General features: G+C 63.7%; 20 protein-coding genes and 1 tRNA gene. 16 read left to right on the top strand and 5 right to left on the bottom strand.

Translation table 11 applies throughout. The features are described from left to right. Positions 1–14: 14 nt before the first annotated feature. Positions 15–869, top strand: a complete 855-nt coding sequence (locus tag ABFC66_RS10910; RefSeq protein ID WP_346740991.1) for a phytoene/squalene synthase family protein — start codon at positions 15–17, stop codon at positions 867–869. Here the strand turns inward: ABFC66_RS10910 and trmFO are convergent, their stop codons facing one another. From trmFO to uvrA, 4 genes are all read right to left on the bottom strand, one after another. Further along, positions 870–2,264, bottom strand: a complete 1,395-nt coding sequence (gene trmFO / locus ABFC66_RS10905; RefSeq protein WP_346740990.1) for a methylenetetrahydrofolate--tRNA-(uracil(54)-C(5))-methyltransferase (FADH(2)-oxidizing) TrmFO — start codon at positions 2,262–2,264, stop codon at positions 870–872. Positions 2,265–2,332: 68 nt separating this feature from the next. Further along, complete coding sequence (locus ABFC66_RS10900) at positions 2,333–3,760, bottom strand: amidase (RefSeq protein ID WP_346740989.1); 1,428 nt, start codon at positions 3,758–3,760, stop codon at positions 2,333–2,335. 98 nt (positions 3,761–3,858) lie between these two features. Then, a complete protein-coding gene (locus ABFC66_RS10895; protein WP_346740988.1) occupies positions 3,859–5,898 on the bottom strand; it encodes an alkaline phosphatase D family protein in 2,040 nt (679 codons plus the stop codon). 126 nt (positions 5,899–6,024) lie between these two features. After that, positions 6,025–8,955 (bottom strand): excinuclease ABC subunit UvrA, encoded by a 2,931-nt coding sequence (gene uvrA / locus ABFC66_RS10890; protein WP_346740987.1) that lies wholly within the window; start codon positions 8,953–8,955, stop codon positions 6,025–6,027. A 337-nt stretch (positions 8,956–9,292) separates the two neighbouring features. On the opposite strand from uvrA, the gene ABFC66_RS10885 reads away from it, so the two are divergent. The 11 genes from ABFC66_RS10885 (at position 9,293) to ABFC66_RS10835 (ending at position 18,772) form a co-directional block, all read left to right on the top strand. Next, positions 9,293–9,775 (top strand): single-stranded DNA-binding protein, encoded by a 483-nt coding sequence (locus ABFC66_RS10885; protein WP_346740986.1) that lies wholly within the window; start codon positions 9,293–9,295, stop codon positions 9,773–9,775. Between the two features lie 44 nt (positions 9,776–9,819). After that, the gene (locus ABFC66_RS10880) at positions 9,820–10,293 is read left to right on the top strand and encodes a DUF2269 domain-containing protein (protein WP_346740985.1); all 474 of its coding nucleotides are present in this window, start codon (positions 9,820–9,822) and stop codon (positions 10,291–10,293) included. A gap of 4 nt (positions 10,294–10,297) precedes the next feature. Next, complete coding sequence (locus ABFC66_RS10875) at positions 10,298–11,164, top strand: hypothetical protein (protein ID WP_346740984.1); 867 nt, start codon at positions 10,298–10,300, stop codon at positions 11,162–11,164. Positions 11,165–11,437: 273 nt separating this feature from the next. Then, positions 11,438–14,194: a DNA gyrase subunit A gene (gyrA, locus tag ABFC66_RS10870; protein ID WP_346741189.1), complete on the top strand. Its 2,757-nt coding sequence runs from the start codon at positions 11,438–11,440 to the stop codon at positions 14,192–14,194. A 4-nt stretch (positions 14,195–14,198) separates the two neighbouring features. Then, the gene (gene coaD / locus ABFC66_RS10865) at positions 14,199–14,723 is read left to right on the top strand and encodes a pantetheine-phosphate adenylyltransferase (RefSeq protein ID WP_346740983.1); all 525 of its coding nucleotides are present in this window, start codon (positions 14,199–14,201) and stop codon (positions 14,721–14,723) included. Between the two features lie 59 nt (positions 14,724–14,782). Next, entirely contained in the window at positions 14,783–15,334 is a 552-nt protein-coding gene (locus tag ABFC66_RS10860; RefSeq protein ID WP_346740982.1) for a peptidylprolyl isomerase, read from the top strand. A gap of 14 nt (positions 15,335–15,348) precedes the next feature. Next, positions 15,349–15,816 (top strand): peptidylprolyl isomerase, encoded by a 468-nt coding sequence (locus ABFC66_RS10855; RefSeq protein WP_346740981.1) that lies wholly within the window; start codon positions 15,349–15,351, stop codon positions 15,814–15,816. 128 nt (positions 15,817–15,944) lie between these two features. Beyond that, positions 15,945–17,003 (top strand): tRNA preQ1(34) S-adenosylmethionine ribosyltransferase-isomerase QueA, encoded by a 1,059-nt coding sequence (queA, locus tag ABFC66_RS10850; protein ID WP_346740980.1) that lies wholly within the window; start codon positions 15,945–15,947, stop codon positions 17,001–17,003. Next, entirely contained in the window at positions 17,000–18,151 is a 1,152-nt protein-coding gene (gene tgt, locus ABFC66_RS10845) for a tRNA guanosine(34) transglycosylase Tgt (protein ID WP_346740979.1), read from the top strand. Before queA ends, tgt begins: the two co-directional genes overlap by 4 nt. 71 nt (positions 18,152–18,222) lie before the next feature. Next, a tRNA-Lys gene (locus ABFC66_RS10840) sits at positions 18,223–18,298 on the top strand. 96 nt (positions 18,299–18,394) lie between these two features. Continuing rightward, a complete protein-coding gene (locus ABFC66_RS10835; protein WP_346740978.1) occupies positions 18,395–18,772 on the top strand; it encodes a hypothetical protein in 378 nt (125 codons plus the stop codon). Between the two features lie 4 nt (positions 18,773–18,776). Here the strand turns inward: ABFC66_RS10835 and ABFC66_RS10830 are convergent, their stop codons facing one another. Next, positions 18,777–19,424 (bottom strand): carbonic anhydrase, encoded by a 648-nt coding sequence (locus ABFC66_RS10830; protein ID WP_346740977.1) that lies wholly within the window; start codon positions 19,422–19,424, stop codon positions 18,777–18,779. A gap of 238 nt (positions 19,425–19,662) precedes the next feature. Here ABFC66_RS10830 and ABFC66_RS10825 point away from each other — a divergent pair, with 238 nt between their 5' ends. The 4 genes from ABFC66_RS10825 (at position 19,663) to ABFC66_RS10810 (ending at position 24,568) form a co-directional block, all read left to right on the top strand. Next, the gene (locus ABFC66_RS10825) at positions 19,663–19,971 is read left to right on the top strand and encodes a hypothetical protein (protein WP_346740976.1); all 309 of its coding nucleotides are present in this window, start codon (positions 19,663–19,665) and stop codon (positions 19,969–19,971) included. Between the two features lie 174 nt (positions 19,972–20,145). Beyond that, complete coding sequence (glmU, locus tag ABFC66_RS10820; protein ID WP_346740975.1) at positions 20,146–21,504, top strand: bifunctional UDP-N-acetylglucosamine diphosphorylase/glucosamine-1-phosphate N-acetyltransferase GlmU; 1,359 nt, start codon at positions 20,146–20,148, stop codon at positions 21,502–21,504. Beyond that, positions 21,504–23,327, top strand: a complete 1,824-nt coding sequence (gene glmS, locus ABFC66_RS10815; RefSeq protein WP_346740974.1) for a glutamine--fructose-6-phosphate transaminase (isomerizing) — start codon at positions 21,504–21,506, stop codon at positions 23,325–23,327. Before glmU ends, glmS begins: the two co-directional genes overlap by 1 nt. A gap of 176 nt (positions 23,328–23,503) precedes the next feature. Next, positions 23,504–24,568 (top strand): SPOR domain-containing protein, encoded by a 1,065-nt coding sequence (locus tag ABFC66_RS10810; RefSeq protein WP_346740973.1) that lies wholly within the window; start codon positions 23,504–23,506, stop codon positions 24,566–24,568. Positions 24,569–24,659 lie beyond the last annotated feature (91 nt).

Genomic DNA, 24,659 nt, shown 5'->3' with positions numbered 1-24,659 from the left:
TTTGGACCATGACGATGGACGAACGCTCGATAGCCGAAAGCATGCATGCCTGCCTCAACGAAGTGAGGCGGCTTGACCACGACCGATTTCTATCGCTGCAATTCGCGCCGGCGGCAAAGCGCCCGGCGCTCATCGCGCTTTATGCCTTCAACGCCGAAATCGCCCGCGTTCCGGAAGTCGTCAGCGAGCCCATGCTCGGGCAGATCCGCCTGCAATGGTGGCGCGATACGCTCGAAGCGATGAAGCGCGGCGAGGCGAGGGGGCACGAAGCGGCAGTCGCGCTTGCGGCGACCGACGACACGGCCCACTGGCCGGTGGATGAGATGGTTCAGCTCATCGACGCGCGCGAGCGCGATCTCGACGATGCGCCGTTCGAAACATTGAGCGACCTCGAAATTTACGCCGAGGGAACGTCATCGCGCCTGATGATGCTAGCGGCCCAGGCCATCGCCGGGCCGGAGGCGCGCGCGGCCTCTGATGCGATCAAGGCGGCGGGCATCGCCTATGCGCTGACCGGCCTTTTGCGCGCTCTGCCAGCCCACGCATCGCAAGGCCGGCTCTATCTGCCGCTCGATCTGCTGCGCTCTCACGACATCGATCCCCATCGCATCTTCGCGGGTGAAATGTCGGAAAACCTCAGCCGGGCCATCGGGGAAGTTGCCGCGCGGGCGCGGACACTGCTTGCGGAAGCTCGCAGCTACAGGGTGGGCCGCGCGCTCGTTCCGGCGCTTCTGCCGGCCTCCGCCTGCGACCGTTATCTCAAGATCGTGACCGCCCCTGGCTTCGACCCATTCCGTCAGTCTACGGAGGTTCCGGCATTCGCGCGACAATTGCGCATGGCGGCGAAGCAACTGGCCGGCCGCTTCTGATTACTCCGCCGCTTCGGACTTCTGCTCGATCCAGCCGGCGAGATCGGCGAGCGCGCGGCTCGTATGAGCGCGCTTGCGCGCCGGGCCCTTGGCCTTGCCGCGCGGGCGCTTGCCGTTCTCGTCGAGTCCGAGTTCAACGGGCGGGAAGAGGCCGAAATTGACGTTCATGGGCTGGAACGTCTCGGCATTCGCCTCGCCCGTGATATGGGCGAGAAGCGCGCCAAGCGCCGTCGTGCGCGGCGGCGCGGAGGGCGCGCGATCCTGCCGCTCGGCGGCGGCGAAGCGCCCGGCGAGGAGACCCATCGCCGCGCTCTCGACATAGCCTTCGACGCCCGTGACCTGACCGGCGAAACGCAGGCGCGGCTCGTTCTTCAGGCGCATCACGCCATCGAGAAGCTTCGGGCTGTTGAGGAACGTATTGCGGTGGAGGCCGCCGAGACGCGCGAACTCCGCATTGGCGAGACCCGGAATGGTTCGGAAGACCCGCGTTTGCTCGCCATGCTTCAGCTTCGTCTGGAAGCCGACCATGTTGTAGAGCGTGCCGAGCGCATTGTCCTGACGGAGCTGCACCACGGCATAGGGCTTCACATCGGGGTTATGCGGATTGGTGAGGCCGACCGGTTTCATCGGGCCCCAACGCAGCGTTTCAAGCCCGCGCTCCGCCATGACTTCGATGGGCAGGCAGCCCTCGAAATAGGGCGTGTTCTTTTCCCATTCCTTGAAGTCGGTCTTTTCACCGCTGAGTAGCGCCTGAACGAAGGCGTCATATTCTTCGCGGGTCATCGGGCAGTTGATGTAGTCCTTGCCGGTGCCGCCGGGCCCGACCTTGTCGTAGCGCGACTGATACCAGCAGACCGACATGTCGATCGTCTCGCGATAGATGATGGGCGCAATCGCGTCGAAGAAGGCGAGTTCCTCGGCGCCGGTCAGCCCGGCGATCGCTTCGCCCAGAGCGGCGGATGTGAGGGGGCCCGTGGCGACGATCACATTGTCCCAGTCTGCGGGCGGAAGCCCGGCAACCTCGCCGCGCTCGACGGTGACGAGGGGATGGGCGTTGAGCTTTTCGGTCACATAGGCGGAGAAGGCTTGGCGGTCGACCGCAAGCGCGCCACCCGCGGGAACCTTCGCGACATTCGCGGCCTCCATCACAAGCGAACCCAAGCGGCGCATTTCCTCGTGGAGAAGGCCAACGGCGTTCTGCTCGTAATCGTCGGAGCGGAAGGAATTGGAGCAGACGAGTTCCGCGAAACCATCGGTCTCATGGGCGTCCGTCTTCACCACCGGCCGCATTTCATGCAGCACGACGGGAACGCCTGCCTGGGCGAGCTGCCAAGCGGCTTCGGAACCGGCCATGCCTGCGCCGATCACGTGTACGGGTTTGATATTCTGGGTCATGGGCGAGGGGATAGCATAGTGGGCGGGCCCGGAGAAGCCTTGGAGCCCGCCCCGCCTGTTGTGGCCTCTCAGCCCCAGATCTGGGGCCGCTTGTCCTTCCAGGGGCGGGCTTCCTCAAGCTGCGCGGCGAGACGCAGCAGGGTTGCCTCGTCGCCGAAGCGCCCGGCGAACATGATCCCGACCGGAAGCCCATCCGCGGACCAGTGAAGCGGCAGCGAGATCGCCGGCTGACCGGTCGCATTTTCCAGCGCGGTAAAGGGAACATAGTCGAGCACCGGCGCGAAGGCCGCCACCGGATCGCGCTCCGTGATGTCGATGGTGCCGAGCTTCAGCGGCGGGCTGCCGAGGGTCGGCGTCAGCCACACGTCATGCGACTCCATGAACCGCCCGATGATGCGCGACATCATCTGAATCTGCGCGACGGACATCTGGTACTGCACGGCGGTGACCTGCTTGCCGGCCTGATAAAGGCCCCAGGTCAGGCCTTCGATTTCGTTGTCGCTCGGCGTGCGCCCGGTCATCATCGCATGCGCGTCGATCTGCATGGCGAGGCCCGAGGCCCAGAGCGCCATGAAAGCGCCGGAGAGCATTTCCATCGGCAGTTCGGGCGCCGCCTCCACGACCTCATGGCCGAGATCGGCGAGAAGCTTCGCCGTCTCCTCGACGCCCTTCACGCCTTCCGGGTGAACCTTCTTGCCGTCGAGCACGGTGACACTATAGGCGACACGGAGCTTGCCGGGCTTCTGCTTCACTTCATCGAGGAAGGGCCGCGCGACCGGCGGCGCGTAATAGGGATCGCCTGTTTCGGGCCCATGCGTGCAATCGAGCATGGCCGCCGTGTCGCGCACGCTGCGCGAGACGATATGTTCGGCGATGAGGCCGCCCATGATATCGCCGAGATCGGGACCGAGCGGATTGCGCCCGCGCGTCGGCTTCAGGCCGACTAGACCGCAGCACGAGGCCGGAATGCGGATCGAGCCGCCGCCGTCATTCGCATGCGCGATGGGAACGATGCCGGAGGCAACCGCCGCCGCCGAACCGCCGGATGAACCGCCCGTCGAATGCGCCGTGTTCCACGGATTGCGCGCGGGGCCGTAAAAGGCGCTTTCCGTCGTCGGCAGCAGGCCGAATTCCGGCACGTTGGTCTTGCCGAGAATGACGACGCCCGATTTCTTGAAACGCGCCGTGAGCGTCGAATCCCGCGTCGCGGGGATACCGCTCATGAACCGCGAGCCAGATTGGGTGGGCACGCCCGCATAGTCGCCGAGAATGTCCTTAAGCAGAAAGGGAACGCCCTTGAACGGTCCGTCGACCGGCGCTTTTGCGGCGGCGCGGCCCTGATCGTACATCTTGGTGACGACGGCATTGAGCGCCGGATTGTGCTTTTCGATCCGGTTGATCGCTTCCTCGGCGAGTTCCGCCGCAGAGACCTGTCCGGTCTTTACGAGCTCCGCGAGCCCGAGCGCGTCATATGACGCATATTCCGAAATCCCCACCTGTGCTACCTCCGCAAGTCATGCGGGCGGACTCTCATGCGGCCCGCCTTCGTCGCGAAAGATTAGGCGGAGAATCCGCCGGCGCAAAGGCCGAAGCGTCAAACGGCTACATGCGAGTAGGGGAAGGGCGGTTCGCCTTCGAAGTGCGGCCCGTCGACACGCGGCTCCTCGCCGCCGTTCCACGGCTTGACCGCAAAACGGCTGCGGCGCAGCACCGGCGACCCCTCGGGGCCCATATCCTTCGACACGTCGCCCACATTGACGAGTTCCACGGTTGCGCCTTGCTCCGTCAACGTTGCAATGCCGAAGCCATGAGCGTTTGAATCGAGAAAGGAAAGGCCAGGGCTCGCCCGCTCGTTGCGGAAGATGGCACCGACCTTCACCGAATTCGTGTAATTGGTGAGAACACCGGCGCGCAATCCGTTCACCAGCGTATTGTTGAAATTCTCGAGCTTGCGCTTTCCGTCGTCGATCTCGACTGCGCGATGGAAAAGGGCGCTCTTGCGCGCACCGCGCTCGGCGCCCTCATACATGGAGCCGGAGCTGATGCCCGCTGTAACGAATTCGACGGCAGAGCAGGTGAGCGCGTCCGCGTCGGGGTCGACCGGCAGAAGGCCCGCAATATGAGCGTGATAGTCGCCGGAACAGGAAATCACGTTCCCGATCTTCTCTTCGCGGAGAAAGGTCATCAGCTCCTTGAGTTCGCCCGGGTATCCCTGCCAGGCATCGATGCCGACATAGCCGTCCTCGAGTCCCACGAAAGGCAGGCTCGAAAAATCGATGCGCATGGAAAGCGCCGGAACGCTGTTCGCCCAGATGCGCCAGCGCGCCTTCGAGGCCTTCATTGCGGCCTTGAACCACAGCTTTTGCGGCCCGCCCATATGCGTGCCCGGCGGCGCGTTGCGGCGGGGATTGGCGATCTCGCGATCCTTGTAGGAAATCTTCTCCGGCGGCTTGCCGCTTTCAGCCGTTCGTCCCGCGTCGAGGGTTTTCACGATGCGCACCGGCGGCAGGGGCGCGCCCTTGATCAACGCCCTTATCTCGTCGGTCACGACCGGCGGGCTGCGATAGCTGCGAAGGTCGGTAATGATGAGGTCGAGCATCGCGCCCCATGAAAAGGCGCGGTGTATGGCAAGACTGCGGATCGCGTGGAGATTGTCCGTTCCCTGAAAGAGAAAATCGGCATCCGGCTCGCCCATCGGGCCATCGGCAACCTTCGCGGGCACAAGGTCATGCGCCGCCGATTTCACGCCGCCAAAATCCGGCGCATCGGAGAGAAGCGCGGGCACATATTCGAACCACGCCTGATTGGCGGCGAATTTTCGCCTTTGCGCCGGTTGGCCATCGCCGAAATAGGTGTCATGGGCCTGCCAGCAATCATTGGTGAATTCGTGGTCGTCCCAGGTGTGGATGAAGGGAAAACGGGCGCGCGCGGCCTGAAGATCCGGATCGCCGAGATAGGCCTTGTAGAGAAAACGATAATCGGCAAGCGTCTCCGCGGCCTGCCCGCCGCGCTGCCAGTTGGTGCGCTTGCCGTCTGGCTCCCAGGGCTTAGAGCCATTGGGCAGAGGCCCGATCAACCTCGCGGGCTTTTCTTCCTCCGGTACGTCGCCCGTATGCTCGTAGATGAAATCGCCGAGATGCAGGACGAATTCGATCCGATCCTCGGGCCTGGCTGCAATGTCGTCGTTCACGAGACGGCGATAGGCGCCGTAATAGCCTTGCTCGTAATTCTGGCAGGAGACGAACGCGAAACGCACCGGACGTTTCGCGTCTGCCGAAGGCGCCGTGCGTGTGCGCCCTGCAAACGGGGCCTGATCGCTCCCGGCGAAGAAGCGGTAATAGTACCAGCTATCGGGCTTGAGCCCATTCACCAGCACACGGACGGTATGATCCGCTTCAGGGAGCGCGCGCACCGCCCGCTCCACGACAAGCTGTGAAAAGCTCTCGTCCTGAGCGACCTGCACATAGAGATCGACCGAACCGCTTGAGGCGCCGTCGACGCGCTCCACGCGCGTCCACAGCATGACGGCATGCGGCTGCGGATCGCCCGAGGCAAGCCCTTGCGGAAAATGATAGAGGCCGGCAGCTTCGGCGCGATTGAGCGCCGAGACGAAGGGCAGGGGCGCGGCGCTCACCGCGAAACAACCGGCTGTCGCGGTAAAAAGCCTCAGAAATTCTCGACGGTCGAGTCCGGTCATCATGCCCCCACAGCCCAGCCTGCCGCCTTTATAAGCGGTTTATGCGGCAGGTGAAACCGGGCGTCACTTTGCCCGCGCGGCCTTCTTCGTCTTCGTGGCAGCATCGCCACCGCGCGCCGGACGGCGCTTGAAGAGCTCGGCGAGATAGTGACCTGTATAGCTGCGGGGCTCTTTCGCGACATCTTCCGGCGTGCCGGCCGCCACGATTTCTCCACCCTTATCGCCGCCCTCGGGCCCGAGATCGATGATCCAGTCGGCCGTCTTGATGACTTCGAGATTATGCTCGATCACGACGACCGAATTGCCCTGCGCCACAAGCTCGTGAAGCACTTCGAGAAGCTTCGCGACATCGTGGAAGTGGAGGCCGGTGGTCGGCTCGTCGAGAATGTAGATGGTGCGACCCGTCGAGCGGCGCGAAAGCTCCTTGGAGAGCTTGACGCGCTGCGCCTCGCCGCCGGAAAGCGTCGTCGCCTGCTGGCCGACCTTGATGTAGCCGAGGCCGACGCGCTGTAGCACTTCCATCTTCTCACGCACGGCAGGGACGGCCTTGAAGAAGTCGGCCGCTTCATCGACGGTCATTTCAAGAATGTCGGCGATCGACTTGCCCTTGAATTTCACTTCCAGCGTCTCGCGATTGTAGCGATGCCCGTGGCAGGAATCGCATTCGACATAGACATCCGGCAGGAAATGCATCTCGATCTTGATGACGCCGTCGCCCTGGCATGCCTCGCAACGCCCGCCCTTGACGTTGAAGGAGAAGCGCCCGGCCTTGTAGCCGCGCGCCCGCGCCTCGGGCAGCTCCGCAAACCAGTCGCGGATGAAGGTGAAGGCGCCCGTATAGGTCGCCGGGTTCGAGCGCGGCGTGCGGCCGATGGGCGACTGGTCGATGTCGATGATCTTGTCGAGATGTTCGAGGCCGAAAATCTCGTCGAAGTCGCCAGGGTGTTCGCGCGTGTCGGTGAGCCGCCGCGCGACGGCCTTGTAGATCGTCTCGATGAGAAGCGTGGACTTGCCGCCGCCGGAGACGCCGGTGACGCAGGTGAATGTGCCGAGCGGAATTTCCGCCGTCACATTCTTCAGGTTGTTTTCCTTCGCGCCCGTGACCTTGAGCCACTTGCCGTTGCCCTTGCGCCGCGTCGCTGGCACGTCGATCTGGCGGAAGCCTGTGAGGTATTGTCCCGTCAGACTGTTCGGGTTCGCCATGATCTCTTCGGGCGTGCCCTCGGCGACGACCTCGCCGCCATGAATGCCCGCGCCGGGACCGATATCGACCACGTAATCGGCAAGCCTGATCGCGTCTTCGTCATGCTCGACGACGATCACCGTATTGCCGAGATCGCGCAGCCGCTTCAGCGTTTCGAGCAGACGGTCGTTGTCGCGCTGATGAAGGCCGATTGAGGGCTCGTCGAGCACGTAGAGAACGCCGGTCAGGCCCGAGCCGATCTGCGAGGCGAGGCGGATGCGCTGGCTCTCGCCGCCAGACAGCGTTCCGGAGTTCCGCGCCAGCGTCAGATATTCGAGGCCGACATTGTTGAGGAAGTGCAGCCGCTCGCGGATTTCCTTCAGCACACGGCCCGCAATCTCGTTCTGCTTGGCCGTCAGATGCTGAGAGAGTTCCGAGAACCAGCGGTCCGCCTCGCGGATCGACATGTCGGTCACTTCACCGATATGCAGCTTGTTGATCTTGACCGCGAGCGCCTCCGGCTTCAGGCGATAGCCGCCGCAATCGTCGCAACGCGTGATGCCCTGAAAACGCTCGATCTCCTCGCGCGACCACGAAGAGTCGGTCTCGCGCCAGCGCCGCTCGAGATTGGGAATGACGCCTTCGAAAGGTTTGGTCGTCTTGTAGGAACGCAGCCCGTCATCATAGGCGAAGGTCACAGGCTCCTCGCCGGTGCCATAGAGCACGATCTGCTGGGCCTTTTTTGGAAGCTGCGACCACGGCACGGTGACCGAGAACTTGTAGGCCTTGGCGAGACTGTCCAGCGTCTGGGTGTAATAGGGCGATGTTGACCGCGACCAGGGCGCGATGGCGCCATCGCGAAGCGACAGGCCGTGATCGGGCACGACGAGATCCGGGTCCATGTAATGCTGCGTTCCCAGACCGTCGCAGGCTGGGCAGGCGCCGTAAGGATTGTTGAAAGAGAAAAGCCGCGGCTCGATCTCGTCGATCGTGAATCCGGAAACGGGGCAAGCGAAGCGCGACGAGAAGATGATGCGCTCCGGCTCGGCACCCTTCTTTGCGTCGGCGAATTCGACAACCGCGATGCCGTCCGCAAGGCCGAGCGCGATTTCGAAACTGTCCGCGAGCCGGTTGCCGAGATCGTCGCGCACGACGATGCGGTCCACGACCACGTCGATATCGTGCTTCAGCTTCTTGTTGAGCGCCGGCACGCTGTCGATCTCATGGAAGGTGCCGTCGACTTTCACGCGCTGGAAGCCCTTGCGCTGGAGCTCGCCGAATTCCTTGCGGTATTCGCCCTTGCGGCCGCGCACGATGGGCGCGAGCAGATAGAGCCGTGTGCCTTCCGGAAGCGCCATGACGCGGTCGACCATCTGGCTGACCGTCTGGCTTTCGATCGGAAGACCCGTCGCGGGCGAGTAGGGCACGCCGATGCGCGCCCAGAGGAGGCGCATGTAGTCGTAGATTTCGGTGACGGTGCCGACTGTCGAGCGCGGATTGCGGGACGTCGTCTTCTGCTCGATGGAGATGGCGGGAGAGAGGCCGTCGATCTGGTCGACATCCGGCTTCTGCATCATCTCCAGAAATTGCCGCGCATAGGCCGAAAGGCTTTCGACATAGCGCCGCTGCCCCTCTGCATAGATCGTATCGAAGGCCAGCGACGACTTGCCGGAGCCCGAAAGCCCGGTGAAGACGATCAGCTTGTCTCGCGGCAGCTCGATCGAAATGTTCTTGAGGTTGTGCTCGCGTGCGCCGCGAACGGCCAGCACTTTCGAAGAGGCCGGGGAAGCCGGACGCGCCGCGTCAGCCATGGGGCGTTTACTCGTTGACTTGCGAGGGGAGGACATTCGCTCTGCAATGTAAGTTATCGGGCGCCGCAAACAAGCGCCGCGCCGCGGGGCTGCCGATCAAATCGAGGAGATCTCGCATGGTCGAATCTTCATTCCTGATTTCATTTTGACTTTCACGACGCGTTTGTCTAGAACAAAAAAAGAACATCAGCGCAGCGCTTTTCTGTGGATATCCCCCGGCACGGCATAGCGGGGCCACCGAATCCCGTTGGTTGCTTGTATGGTGTGCGGGAATTTCATTTGTAAGTGACTGGCTCGGGCGCTTCGCGCGTCCTTGCGGCGCATCGGAGCGAGAGACATGGCAGGCAGCGTCAACAAGGTCATTCTGGTCGGCAATCTGGGTGCCGATCCCGAAATTCGCCGGACTCAGGATGGACGCCCGATTGCCAATCTACGCATCGCGACCTCGGAAAGCTGGCGCGACAAGAACTCGGGCGAGCGCAAGGAAAAGACCGAGTGGCACCGCGTCGTGATCTTCAATGAAGGCCTCTGCAAGGTAGCCGAGCAGTACCTGAAGAAGGGCTCGAAGGTTTACATCGAGGGCGCGCTTCAGACGCGCAAATGGACCGACCAGTCGGGCCAGGAAAAATATTCGACCGAAATCGTGCTTCAGGGCTTCAACTCGGTGCTGACCATGCTGGACGGCCGGTCCGGCGGCGGCACGGGCGGCTCGTCGGCCGGCGGCGGCGACTATGGCGACGACGATTTCGGCGGTGGCCGCAGCTCGGGCGGCTCGAAGGGCAGCTTCGCCCAGGATCTCGACGACGAGATTCCCTTCTAGGCAGGGGGCGGCCCGCTTGAGGGCTTCCCAACGGAGCCTCGCCGATGGAGACATTCACGCTTCTCGAATTGCTGCACATTCTCGGCGCCATGATCCTCTTCGGCACCGGGCTCGGCATTGCCTTCTTCATGGTGGTGGCGAACCGCTCGGGGAATGTGGCGCTGATCGCGGGAACGGCGAGGATCGTCGTCGCGGCCGATATCGCGTTGATGGCCACGGCCTTTGTGCTGCAGCCGGTGACCGGCCTGAGCCTCGCGCATATCGCGCATCTTCACATCTGGCAGAGCTGGCTTGCCATCAGTCTCGGTCTCTACGCGCTGATAGGCCTGCTCTGGCTTCCGGGCTTCTGGCTGCGTCTGCAGATGAGGGAAATGGCGGCCACGGCGCTCGCCGCCGGAACGCCGCTGCCGCCGCGCTATCGGCAGTATCTGCGCCTCTGGTACTGGTGCGGCATGCCGGGCTTCATCGCCATCGTCGCCATTCTCTATTTCATGGTCACGCAGCCCGAATACTGGTGAGCCCATGCTCCGCATCCTCGATGTAATTACGGATGCAGGGCATCCGGAAAAGCCGAACGAGGATGCATACGGCCATGCGCCGGCGCATGCCTGGGTGATCGACGGCGCGACCGGCGTCGCCGATGACGAGCTTCTGGATGCACCGAGCGATGCGCATTGGTTGGCGCAGGAGGCGAGCGCCTATTTCGGCGCCCATGCAGAGCGACACGGGAGCGATCTCGGCGGTCTCACGAAGGCCGCGATCGACAGCCTTGCTCAGGCCTTCGAGTCAAAGAAGCGCCGCCCGCCGAACGGCCGTTATGAACTGCCCTCGGCAGCCATGAGCATGGTCCATAGCGACGGCGCGACGCTCTCTTACGTGAATTTCGCCGATTGCCATCTAGTGCTGCTGACGGACGAGGGCGAGGCGACGACCTTCGGCGACCGCCACCTCGACCGGGAGGCATCGGCCCGCCAGCGCATAGCGGACCTCATTGCCTCGCTCGCGCCGGGAGCGGACATGTTCGCCTCGCCCGATGTCATGCGCTTCCTGCGTGCCGCGCGGAACCGCCAGAACACGGAAACGGGTTACTGGATTTTGGGCCTGGACCCGCGCGCCGTCGATTTCATGCGGCGCTGGGAAGTGCCGCTGACGAGACCGGTCACCGGCCTGCTGATGACCGATGGCTTTGCCTCGCTCGCCTATGACTATGACCGCCTCACACCCGCAGATCTTGTCCGGCGCGCCCGCGACGAGGGGCTTTCCGCCCTCCTGTCCGAGATCAGGAATATCGAGCAAAACGAGGATCCGGCGCTGCGCCTCTATCCGCGCTTCAAGCGTTCGGACGATGCCACCGCGCTGCTTTTCCGCGCGACGCCGGCGGCCCGATGAACCGCGCAAAATCGACCGCTATTTCCCTAATAATTACAAAGGGTTATAGGTCGCGGCGAGCGGCGTTTCAGGTTGCCCGAAAATGCCGGACCTGCTAGTCTGTGCGTCAGTTGATTTCGGGGATTCGGAAGTCGTTTTCCGGGCTCTTTTTGGTCCTTCGGGCGCCGCGCGATCAGAGATCGCTGGCGCCCTCAAACGTTAGAAAAGCATTTGTCCGACACGCCAGACAGCGACATTCCGGGCGACGAGCCGAACCCGGGCAACGGGGGCGGTTTGGGTTCCGACGGAACTTCGGGCGGCACGCCGACGCCGCCGGAGAAGGACGTCTCGCCGATCACCATCGAAGACGAGATGCGCCGCTCCTATCTCGATTACGCCATGAGCGTGATCATGAGCCGTGCGCTGCCCGATGCGCGGGACGGGTTGAAGCCCGTGCATCGCCGCATCCTCTTCTCGATGAGCGAGAACGGCTACGACTGGAACAAGCCCTATCGCAAATCTGCCCGCGTCGTCGGCGACGTCATCGGTAAGTATCATCCGCATGGCGATCAATCGATTTACGATGCCTTGGTGCGCCTGGCGCAGCCTTTCTCGATGCGTCTGCCGCTGCTTGACGGGCAGGGCAATTTCGGCTCGGTCGACGGCGACCCCGCCGCCGCCATGCGTTACACCGAAGTGCGCATGGCCAAGGTCGCGCATCTTCTGGTCAATGATCTCGACAAGGAAACGGTCGACTTCCAGGACAATTATGACGGCTCCGAAAGAGAACCGACCGTCCTGCCGGCCGAATTCCCGAACCTGCTGGTCAACGGCGCCAACGGCATCGCCGTCGGCATGGCGACGAACGTGCCGCCGCACAATCTCGGCGAGGTCATCGACGCCTGCATCGCGCTGATCGACAATCCGGCGATCTCGCTCGACGAGTTGATCGAGCATGTGCCCGCGCCCGATTTCCCGACGGGCGGCATTCTGATCGGCCGCGCCGGCGCGCGCTCCACCTATCTCACTGGCAAGGGCTCGCTCACAGTTCGTGGGCGCGTCGAGATCGAGGAGCTGAAGCGTGACCGCGTCGCTCTCATCATCAGCGAGATTCCCTATCAGGTGAACAAGACGACGATGATCGAGCGCATCGCCGAGCTTGTGCGCGACAAGAAGATCGACGGCATCAGCGATTTGCGCGACGAGTCCGACCGCGACGGCATGCGCGTCGTGATCGAGCTGAAGCGCGATGCCGTTCCCGACGTGGTGCTGAACCAGCTCTATCGTTTCTCGCCGCTGCAGACGACCTTCGGCTCCAACATGATGGCGATTTATCGCGGTCGCCCGGAGCTTCTGAACCTCAAGCAGTTCATCGAGGCGTTCACGCAGTTCCGCGAGGAAGTCGTCACCCGGCGGACGAAGTTCGAACTCGGCAAGGCGCGCGACCGCGCACATGTCTTGGTCGGCCTCGCCATCGCGGTTGCCAATATCGATGAGGTGATCCATCTCATCCGCACCGCGCCCGATCCGGGCACGGCCCGGGAACGATTGATGGCGCGCGACTGGCCCGCGGGCGACATCGCGCCGCTGGTCGAACTCATCGCCGATCCGCGCCACAAGCTCTCGCCGGACGGCACCTACAAGCTTTCCGAGGCGCAGGCCAAGGCCATCCTCGATCTGCGCCTGCAGCGTCTCACGGCTCTGGGACGCGACGAAATCGCCGACGAGCTGAATGCTCTCGGTTTGAGGATAGCCGACTATCTCGATATCCTGCGCTCGCGCGCGCGCGTCCTCGAAATCGTGCGTAACGAACTCAGCGCGATCAAGGCCGAGTTCGCGACGCCGCGACGGACCGAGATCGTGGAGGCCGAGGGCGACTTCGAGGATGAAGACCTCATCCAGCGCGAGGATATGGTCGTCACCGTCAGCCATCAGGGTTACATCAAGCGCGTGCCGCTCTCGACCTATCGCGCGCAGCGCCGCGGCGGCCGCGGTCGCGCGGGCATGGCGACCAAGGACGAAGATTTCGTCAACAGGCTCTTCGTGGCGAACACGCATACGCCTGTGCTGTTCTTCTCCTCGACCGGCATGGTCTACAAGCTCAAGGTCTGGCGCCTGCCGCAGGCAACGCCCCAGTCCCGCGGCAAGGCGATGATCAACATCCTGCCGCTGAAGCAGGGCGAAACCATCACGACCATCATGCCGCTGCCCGAAGACGAGAAGAGCTGGGCCAAGCTCCACGTGATGTTTGCGACGCTCAAGGGCAGCGTCCGCCGCAACGAGCTTTCCGACTTCGTGCAGATCAATCGCAACGGCAAGATCGCGATGAAGTTCGAGGGCGATGACGAAGGCGACGCCATTGTGGGTGTTCAGATATGCACCGAGGATGACGACGTTCTGCTCACCGCGGCCAACGGCCGTTGCGTCCGCTTCCCTGTCACCGATGTGCGCGTTTTCTCGGGCCGCAATTCGACCGGCGTTCGCGGCATCCGCCTCGATGAGGACGACAGGCTGATCGCCATGAGCATCCTGCGCCATGTCGATGTGACGCCCGCCGAAGCGCGCGCCTATCTGAAACAGGCAACCGCGATGCGCCGCGCCGTTTCGGGCGAGGGCGAGGAGGCGGAGATCGAAGCCGTCGAGGCGGACGAGGGCGAAGAAGATGCGTCGGAAGAACTGACCTTGTCGCCCGAGCGCTATACCGAACTCGGCGCGCGCGAGCAGTTCGTGCTCACCGTGAGCGAAAACGGCTTCGGCAAGCGTTCGTCTTCCTACGACTACCGGACATCGGGACGTGGCGGCAAAGGCATCATCGCCATGACCGTCACGGTGAGAAACGGCAAGCTCGTTTCGTCCTTCCCGGTGGAGGAGCAGGACCAGATCATGCTCGTCACCGATCAGGGCCAGCTCATCCGCTGCCCGGTTGACGATGTGCGCATTGCAGGCCGCGCGACGCAGGGCGTGACCATCTTCCGCACCAATGCCGACGAGCGCGTCGTTTCGGTGGAGCGTGTGGACGAAGCAAGCGAAACGGGATCGGACGAGGAATAGACGCATGGCGACGACGAAGAAGCGGATCGGCATCTATCCCGGCACGTTCGATCCGATCACCAACGGTCATATCGACATCATACGCCGCGCCCTGACGCTGGTGGACCATCTGGTGGTGGCCATCGGCATCAATGCCTCCAAGACGCCCATGCTGACCTTTGAGGAACGCGCCGCGCTCATCGAGGCGGAGGCGGGCCCCGTGGCGAAGAAGCTTGGCGCGAAGATCAGCACGGCCTCCTTTTCGGGCCTCGTCGTCGACGCCGCGGACGCGCATGGCGCCAATGTCATCATTCGCGGCCTTCGCGGCGCGGTCGATTATGAATATGAAGTCCAGATGGTCGGCATGAACCGCGTGATGAATCCGAAGGTCGAGACGGTCTTTCTTGCGGCCTCGCCGGAAACGCAGTTCATTTCCTCGACACTGGTGCGCCAGATCGCGAGCATGGGCGGCGATATTTCGCCCTTCGTGCCGAAGCGCGTCGAGAAGAAGGTTATGGCTCGCCTCGCAAACACGAACCGCAACAAGTGACAAGCGCTGGGTCGCTCTGCCGACCGAGCAGTAAAGACAGGAGCCGCAGGGAGATGAATATGCGTCGTCTGAAAAGTCTGGCGTTGGCATTGGTCGCACTCTTCGCGACGACACAACTGGCTCTCGCAGCCGACCAGAAGCTCGACCCTGAAAACACGATCTATCTGGATCTGAAGGATGGCCGCGTCGTCATCGAGCTTCTGCCGAACGTCGCCCCGAAGACCGTCGAGCGCATCAAGACGCTGACGCGCCAGGGCTTCTACAACGGTCTCGTCTTCCACCGTGTCATCGACGGCTTCATGGCACAGACGGGCGATCCGACGGGCACCGGCATGGGCGGCTCGAAGCTGGCGGACGTGCCCGCAGAGTTCAGCCAGTCGGAATCCTTCACGCGCGGCGCCTTGGGCATGGCGCGTTCGCAGGACCCGAACAGCGGCAACAGTCAGTTCTTCATCTGCTTCGACGATGCCAGTTTCCTCGATGGCCAGTACACGATCTTCGGTCGCGTCGTCGAGGGCATGGAAAATGTCGATTACATCAAACGCGGCGAGCCGCCGGCAAATCCGGACAAGATCATCCGGATGCAGGTCGCCGCAGACGTCAAAAAGTGAACCGAGGTAGCCTCATGAGCACCGATCTCGAAAATACCCTGTATCTCGACCTGAAGGACGGCCGCGTCGTCATTGAGATGCGTCCCGACCTTGCGCCGAAGCATGTCGCCCGCATCAAGGAACTGGCGCGTCAGGGCTTCTATGACGGCGTTGCGTTCCATCGCGTCATCGACGGCTTCATGGCGCAGGGCGGCGATCCGACGGGCACCGGCGCGGGCGGCTCGGGCAAGAAGCTGCCGGCCGAGTTCTCGACCGAGCCTCATGTCCGCGGTATCTGCTCCATGGCCCGCGCGCAGGACCCGAACAGCGGCGACAGCCAGTTCTTCATCTGCTTCGACGACGCCCGCTTCCTCGACCGGCAGTACACGGTCTGGGGCAAGGTCACGTCCGGCATGGAATTCGTGGACAAGATCAAGCGCGGCGAGCCCGTGCGCGAGCCCGACCGTATCGTGAAGATGCAGGTCGCGGCGGACGCGGCCTGATCCCGCCAGCATTTGCGAAAACACGTCATGGCCCGGCTTGACCGGGCCATCCACGTCTTTCAGAAAGGCATGGATGCCCCGCCTTCCGGCGGGGCATGACGCTTTTAACAAGGGGAGATTGTCCTCCCATGCGTGTCGATGAATTCGACTTCGAGCTACCCGAGGAGCTGATCGCGCTGCGGCCCGCAAGGCCGCGCGACAGCGCCCGCATGCTCGTCATCGGACCCGCGACACGCGCACTGTCCGATGAAGGCGTGCGCGATCTGCCGTGGCATCTGCGCGAAGGCGATCTTCTCGTCTTCAACGATACGCGCGTCATCCCGGCGCGCCTCTTCGGCCTGCGCCGCCGTGGAGACGCGGAGGCAAAAATCGAGGCGCTGCTGCACAAGCGCGAGGATGCGGGCCGCTGGCTCGCCTTCGTCCGGCCTGCGAAGCGGCTCAAGGAGGGCGAGCGCGTCGATTTCGCCGAAGGCCTCTCGGCGGAGGTCGAGAAAAAGGGCGAGGGCGGGGAGGTTCTATTCCGCTTCTCGCATGAGGGGCCAGCCCTCGACGCGGCGATCCTGAAGGCGGGCGAAATGCCCCTGCCGCCCTATATCGAGCGCAAGCGCGGCACGGACGAAGCGGACCTCACCGACTACCAGACGCTTTATGCGCGGGAGCCGGGCGCCGTCGCGGCCCCCACCGCAGGCCTGCACTTCACGCCGGAACTTCTCAGCGCCATCGAGGCGAAGGGCGTTTCGACGGTGCGGCTGACGCTTCATGTCGGCGCCGGCACCTTTCTCCCGGTTGCGGCGGAGACGACGGAGGCCCATAAGATGCACGCTGAATGGGGCGAGATTACCGAGGCGGAGGCCGAGGCGATCAACGCGGCCCGCGCGCGCGGCGGGCGCATCATTCCCGTCGGCACGACCTCGCTTCGGCTGCTCGAATCCGCGGCCGCGCCCGATGGCCGGGTCGCGCCTTTCAGAGGCGAGACAGATATTTTCATTACGCCGGGCTATCGCTTCCGCGCCGTGGACATGCTGATGACGAATTTTCACCTGCCGCGCTCGACGCTCTTCATGCTGGTTTCCGCGCTTCGCGGGCTCGATGAAATGAAGCACGCCTATGCCCATGCCATCGCCGAGCATTATCGCTTCTATTCCTACGGCGATGCCTGCCTCATTTATCGTGGAGACGTGGCATGAGCCTCTTCCGTCATGAACTGAAGGCGACCGACGGCGCGGCCCGTACCGGCGTCATCCACACGCCCCGCGGCCAGATCCGCACGCCTGCCTTCATGCCTGTCGGCACGGCGGCGACGGTCAAGGCGCTCTACATGGATCAGGTGCGTGAGGCAGGGGCGGACATCATTCTCGGCAACACCTACCATCTGATGCTTCGTCCGGGTGCGGAGGAGGTACATGCGCTGGGAGGCCTGCACAAATTCGCCAACTGGCCGCATCCGATCCTGACCGACAGCGGCGGCTTTCAGGTGATGTCGCTGACGAGCCTGCGCAAGATGACGGAGGAGGGCGTCACCTTCGCCTCCCATCTCGACGGTTCGCGCCATCTGCTGACGCCGGAGCGCTCCATCGAAATCCAGTGTCTGCTCGGTTCCGACATCCAGATGCAGCTCGACGAGTGCACGCCGTTTCCCGCGACCGAGGAACAGGCGCGCGTATCGATGGAGCTTTCGCTTCGTTGGGCAAGGCGCTCCAAGGCCGCCTTCGAAGCGCAGCCGCACCGCAAGGAAGGTCAGGCGCTTTTCGGCATCGTGCAGGGCAGCACCTATAGCGAGCTGCGCGCGCGTTCGGCCGCCGGACTCATCGACATCGGCTTCGACGGCTATGCGATCGGCGGTCTCGCCGTCGGCGAAGGCCAGCCGGAAATGTTGCGTGTTCTCGATTTTACCGTGCCGCTGCTTCCGAAGGACCGCCCGCGCTACCTGATGGGTGTCGGCACGCCCGACGATCTCGTCGAGGGCGTGCGCCGTGGCATCGACATGTTCGATTGCGTCATGCCGACGCGCAATGGCCGCCACGGGCTCGCTTTCACGCGGCGGGGCCGCGTCAATCTGCGTAACGCCCGCCACGCGCATGACCCGCGCCCGCTCGATGCGGACAGCTCGTGTCCCGCCGCGCGCGACTACAGCCGCGCCTATCTGCATCACCTCATCAAGTCGGGCGAGATGCTGGGCTCGATGCTGGTCAGCTGGATCAACGTCGCCTATTACCAGGAACTGATGGCAGGCCTGCGCGCCGCCATTGCCGAGGGGCGACTCGATGATTTCGTCGCACGCTTCAAGGCGGAGCAGGCGGCGGGCGATATCGAGCCGTTTTCCGCTGGTTTGTGAGATATTTGCGGAGGTGGCGCGTGGCGGTTGACCCGGAGGGGCGTCGCCGTTAGTTTCCGCCACACTTTCGAGGGTCCGTAGCTCAGCTGGTAGAGCACTCGACTTTTAATCGAGTTGTCCTGGGTTCGAGTCCCAGCGGACCCACCAATCCTCCCCAATTGCCCCTTCGTCAGAACACCGCGAAACCCCGGCATTTCGCGCGGAATCGGCTATAATGCCCCTCATTATTTTTAGGGGGATGAAATGCCTGAGACACCGAAAATTCTGCTGATCGTCTGCGCCGCGCTCGAAGCGGTCGTGGGCCTGCTCATGCTCGCGGCACCCGGCCGATTCCTTGCGCGCATGATGCCGGGCATGACGCCTGGCCTCGACGCGATTTCAGTGAGCCGTCTGGCTGGCTCGGCGCTTCTGTCGCTTGGCGCGCTTGCCTGGTTTGCGCGGGACATCACCGATCCTGCCGCGCTGAAGCCCGTGCTGGTTGCGCTGCTCGTCTACAACGTGCTCGCGATGGTCAACCTGTTCTATCAGGGCGCCAAGATCGACTCGGGCGCCTACGTGCCCGGCGCCGCGCATCTGATTCTGTCGGTGGCGCTCGTCTATTACCTGCGCCTGGGAGCCTGATCGATCAGGCTTCGTCCGGCACGTCGATGAAGCGGTCCTGCGCCTCGTCATAGATGGACAGGACGCCGCTTCCGATGCCGTAGAACCAGCCATGCAGGCGCACCCGGCCATCCGCTTCGCGCTCGCGGATGAAGGGGAAGGTGCGCAGGCGTTCCAGAGAACTCAGCACCGCCCGCTGCTCCATCTGGCGCAGCGCGCCTTCGCGGTCGAGATGTGCGTACGTCTTGCGCACATCGTCGGCCACGGTCTGCGCGAGTGACATCCAGCCGGATACGAACTCGCCCTTGGGTGGGTTGCCGTGGTGGCTCTCATAAAGCGCCTCGATGCCGCCGCAGCGCGCATGGCCCATGACGATGACGTCCGCGATATTGAGACCGGTCACGCCGAATTCGATCGCGGCGCTGGTGCCGTGATAATGCGTGTCCGGCTCATAGGGAGGCACGAGATTGGCGACGTTGCGGACGACGAAGAGCTCGCCCGGATCGGAGGAGAAGACCATCGCGGGATCAGCGCGGCTGTCGCAGCAGGCGATGATCAGCGCTTTCGGCTTCTGCGTTCGGCTCGCGAGGGCCCGATAGCGCTCCTCGTTTTGCCGATAGGTTCCGGTGCGAAAGGCACGGTAGCCGTCGATCAGACTGTCGATTGCGCTCATTTTAACCCTACTGGTGCCTGCCCGCTTTTGCGGGCGCAAGGTAGCCAGTCTTTTGTCCGATCCGCAAGCCTGACACCCGCTGCCCTCCTATTAGGCAGATGCCTTATGGATAATCATTTGGGGCTGGAGGGGCGGCGACGGCCCCGAGGGAATCCCTGCCGAACCAACGGGCCGAAGCGAGGCCCGAAACCTGCAAAGAGGCGCGCAGCCAACACCCAACCTGGTTTCCGGGGGAAAAATGCCTGTCGCCGCCTATCTGGAAAGCCTCTCCGTCGAGAGCATCTTTCTCATGCTCGGCTCGGTCGTGCTGCTGATCCTGCTTCTGTCGCTTCATAGCAGGAATACGAATGCCGCGCGGCGGCTCGCCAGAATCGAGAACGAGGCTCGCGTGGACCGGCTCCTGAAAGCCGTCGAAGGCATGACCGCGAAGAGTGCCAAGGGCAGGGCGAAGCCGAGGCTGACCGCGAATCGTCCCGTCGCCGGGTCCTCGGCGAAGGTCGTGCCCGCCGCCCGCACCATGCGCCCCGCCTATAAACGGGCCCGCTGAGCGGGCGCCCAAGGCACAGGGCGCGGCGTCGGATTAAAATGGCGCAACATACGGAAATATAAATTTATTTCCCGGCGAAAGATGGCGTATGCCAGTTTTCACGCCGTCGGATAGAGGACCGGGGGCGTGGTCCGTCTGTCGCGGCCGAGAGCGCACATTTTGCCGAAGAGCCCCATGCCGAACTCCACCGTTACCACCATCATTCTCGCCGCAGGCCGCAGCACGCGGATGAAGTCGAGCACACCCAAGGCGCTCCACCAGATCGCCGGACGGCCCATGCTCGGTCATGTACTCGCGACTGTGGGAAGCCTCGGCAAGTCGCGAACCGTGCTGGTTCTCGCGCCGGGCATGGATGATGTCGCGCGCTACGCAAAGGGCGTCGACGCCAATCTCGACATCGCCATTCAGGACAAGCCGCTCGGGACGGGCCATGCGGTCCGCGCCGCCGAAGCTTTGGTGCCGTCGGGGGAAGGCGTGGTGCTGGTCATCTTCGGCGACACGCCACTGGTGCGCGCCGAAACGCTTTCAGAAATGGTCGCCGCCTGCCGAGCCGAAGCTCCGGTCGTCGTGTTGGGCTTCGAGGCTCGCGATCCCGCCGCCTATGGCCGCCTCGTCCTCAATGCAGACGGGTCGCTCGCCCGCATCGTCGAGCGCAAGGATGCGACGCCCGAGGAAGTCGCCATCACGCTCTGCAATGGCGGCGCGATGGCGGTTCGCGCGGAGCATCTCTTCCGTCTGCTCGGACGCATGACGAACGACAATGCCAGCGGCGAATATTATCTCACCGATGTCGTGGAGCACGCCCGCGCCGAAGGTCTCGGCTGCGCGGTCATCTGTGCGCCAGAGGAAGACATTCAGGGCGTGAACAGCCGCGCCGATCTCGCCTCCGTCGAGGCTGAAATGCAGCGCCGCCTGCGCAGGCGTGCGATGGAGGGCGGCGTCACGCTGGCCGATCCCGAAACTGTCTACCTTTGCGCCGACACTATCTTCGGCCAGGACGTGACCATCGGCCAGAATGTCGTCTTCGGCCCCGGAGTCGAAGTCGCGAGCAACGTGACGATCAAACCCTTCTGCCACATCGAAGGCGGCAGGATCGAGGAGGGCGCGCAGATCGGGCCCTTCGCGCGCATCCGTCCGGGCTCCGAGATCGGCCGCGACGTCCATATCGGCAATTTCGTCGAGACGAAGAAGGCAAAGATCGAGGCGGGCGCGAAAGTGAACCACCTCTCCTATATCGGCGACGCCCGCGTGGGTGCGAAGGCCAATATCGGCGCAGGGACCATCACCTGCAATTATGACGGCTTCAACAAGCACCACACCGATATCGGCGCAGGCGCCTTCATCGGCTCGAATTCGTCGCTTGTTGCGCCGGTAAAGATCGGCGACGGCGCCTATACGGGCTCCGGCAGCGTCATCACCAAGGATGTGCCCGCCGACGCGCTAGCCGTCGAACGCTCGAAGCATTTCGAAAAGCCGGGCTGGGCGGCAGCCTTCCGCGCGAAGCACGCGGGCATGAAGAAGGCAGGCGAATAATGTGCGGCATTGTCGGCGTCATCGGCGGTAAGCCCGCGGCCCCCATCATCCTCGAAGCGCTGAAGCGCCTCGAATATCGCGGCTATGACTCTGCGGGCGTCGCCACGCTCGACCATGGCGAGATCGTGCGCCGCCGCGCCGAAGGCAAGCTCTTCAACCTCGAAAAGGCGCTCGACAGCCACCCGCTCGCAGGCACCATCGGCATCGGCCACACGCGCTGGGCGACGCATGGCGCGCCGACCGAGCGCAACGCGCATCCGCATGCGACCGAGCGCGTCGCCATCGTGCATAACGGGATCATCGAGAATTTCCGCGACCTTCGCGAGCGACTGACCGCAGGCGGCGCGAAGTTCCAGACGGAGACGGACTCCGAAGTCGTCGCCCATCTCGTCACGCATTACCTCGACAAGGGCCTCAGCCCTCGCGAAGCGGCTGCGGCCGCGCTGAAGGAACTGGAAGGCGCGTTTGCGCTGGGTATCATTTTCAAGGGCGAGGAAGACCTCATCATCGGCGCCCGGCGCGGCAGCCCGCTGGCAGTCGGCCATGGCGACAAGGCCATGTATCTCGGCTCCGATGCATTCGCGCTCGCGCCGATGACGAACCGGGTCTCCTTCCTCGAAGAGGGCGACTGGGTGGAGCTGACCCGCGAAGGGGCCGTCTTCCACAATGCCGCCGGCGATATCGTCGAGCGTCCCGTCCGCATCACCGATGTTTCGACGGCGCTGGTCGACAAGGGCAACCACCGCCATTTCATGGCGAAGGAAATCTTCGAGCAGCCGGAGGTGATAGGCCACACGCTGGCGAATTACGTCAATCCCGTCGAGGAAACGCTGCGCCTGCCGAAGCTGCCGATCGACCTCGCGACCGTGCCGCGCATCACCATCGTCGCCTGCGGAACGGCCTCCTATGCGGGCCTCGTCGCCAAGTACTGGTTCGAGCGTTTTGCCCGCATCTCGGTTGAGGTCGATATCGCCTCCGAGTTCCGCTACCGCGAGGCGGCCTTGCCCAAGGGGGGCCTCGCCATCTTCATCTCGCAGTCCGGCGAAACGGCGGACACGCTGGCGGCGCTCCGCTACTGCAAGGAGCATGGCCAGACGATCCTTTCGATCGTGAACGTGGTCGAAAGCTCCATCGCGCGGGATTCCGACGTCATCATGCGGACCCATGCCGGACCCGAAATCGGCGTTGCCTCGACCAAGGCCTTTACCTGTCAGCTCGTTGCCCTGGCCGCGCTTGCCATCGGCACCGGCCTTGCGCGCGGCACCATCGATGCGGCCGACGAGCCGCGCCTCGTCCGTACGCTGCTCGAAGCGCCGCGGCAGGTCGCGGAGATGCTGTCGCGCGACAGCGAGATCCACGCGCTTGCCGCCGAGATCGCGAAAGTCCGCGATGTGCTCTATCTCGGCCGCGGGCACTTCTTCCCGATTGCGCTGGAAGGCGCGCTGAAGCTCAAGGAAATCTCCTACATCCATGCCGAAGGCTACGCGGCAGGCGAGTTGAAGCATGGGCCCATCGCGCTGGTGGACGAGAACGTGCCCGTCATCGTCATCGCGCCGGTCGATGCGCTTTACGAAAAGACCATCTCCAACATGCAGGAGGTGATCGCGCGTGGCGGCAAGGTGGTTCTGATTTCCGACCGGGAAGGGCTCGACCGCGCAGGCGATCAGGTCTGGGCGAAGATCGAAATGCCGAAGGTCGATCCGCTGATCGCCCCCATCGTTGCGGCGGTCCCGGTTCAACTGCTCGCCTATCACGCCGCCGTCGCCAAGGGCACGGATGTCGATCAGCCGCGCAACCTGGCCAAGTCGGTGACCGTCGAATAGGCCGATTCGCGAGGTTAAGATTTTACTTGAACTTTAATAATCATCCCTAAGCCCTTCGTATTGCAGCAAATAGCGCCTGTTCCGAACAGGCACACGCAGCCCATGTTAACCTTCGCGTTGAAGGAGGGCTGTTGATGCGGCAAATGAGGGCGAGGCATCTGGCAAGGGGAGCGGCCGTGGCTGCGCTCCTGATCCTGTGCAGCGCGGCCAACGCGGCGCCACCTGTGATTACCAGATCGGGAGTTGCGGCCTCCGATGTCGACTCGGATTTCGAGAGCGCCAATCGCGCCATCGACACGGGCCGTTATGAAGACGCCGTCGCCTCGCTCGATCGCGCGATAGAGAGTGGCGGCCTCGATCAGCGCCGCCTCGCGCTCGCCTATCACCACCGCGGCATCGCCCGCCAGAAGCTCGGCCTCCAGAGTCTGGCGCGCGACGATTACACAAAGGCCATCGACCTCGGCACCCTGCCCAGGGATGTCGCGGCACGGGCCTATTACAATCGCGGCATCGCGCGGGCTTCCGCCGGCGACAATCTGGGCGCGGAAAGCGACTACACCAAGGCAATCGATCTCGCCCCGGATCACGGCGCGGCCTATCACAACCGGGCCAACCTTGAACGCGAGCACCGGGACTATGCGACGGCCATTCGCGACTATGGGGCGGCGATCCAGCGCATTACAGGGGAGCAGCGGAAATTGCCGCTCTTTGGCAGGGCGCTCGCCTTCGAGCGCTCGGGCAATACCGATGCGGCGGTGGCCGACCTCCGGGAGGCTCTGGTCATCGATCCAGACTATGAACCGGCAAGAAAGAAGCTCGAAGCTCTTGGCGAGCCGCTGGTAGCGGCTGGCGGCAGCGGCCAGCAGGTCAAGGTCGCCCCCGCCGACGGGTGGAGCACCACGGCCGTTCGCGCCGAGCCGGTAGCGGCCCCGGCGCAACCGGCGGCGGAAGAGCGCGCCATATCGGAGCAACAACAAGAAGCCGCGCCTGTCTCGGGCCGTTACCGCCTGCAGCTTGGCTCCTTCCGCAAACACTCCAGTGCGGCTTCCGCCTGGGCCGACGCACAACGCCGCGATCCGTCGCTCGCCTCCTTCGATCACAATATCGATGCCGCAGATCTCGGACCCAAGGGCGTCTGGTACCGGCTGAAGGCGGGCAGCTTCCAGACAGCGGAGGAGGCCAGGGCGCACTGCAGCCAATTGACCGCCAAGGGGCTCGCCTGCGTCGTCGTGGCACGCTGAAATCTTGTCTTTCTCTGACGTGACGTAGCGGCAGGGCCAAACACCGCCTGTTGTCGCCATGGCCGGTTCACCGGTAAACTCCCGCCAACAA

The organism is Parvibaculum sp. (genome assembly GCF_039680535.1).
In the GTDB taxonomy this organism is placed as follows: domain Bacteria; phylum Pseudomonadota; class Alphaproteobacteria; order Parvibaculales; family Parvibaculaceae; genus Parvibaculum.
Note: the sequence above shows the minus strand (reverse complement) of the source record. Positions and strands in the feature narration are given on the sequence as shown.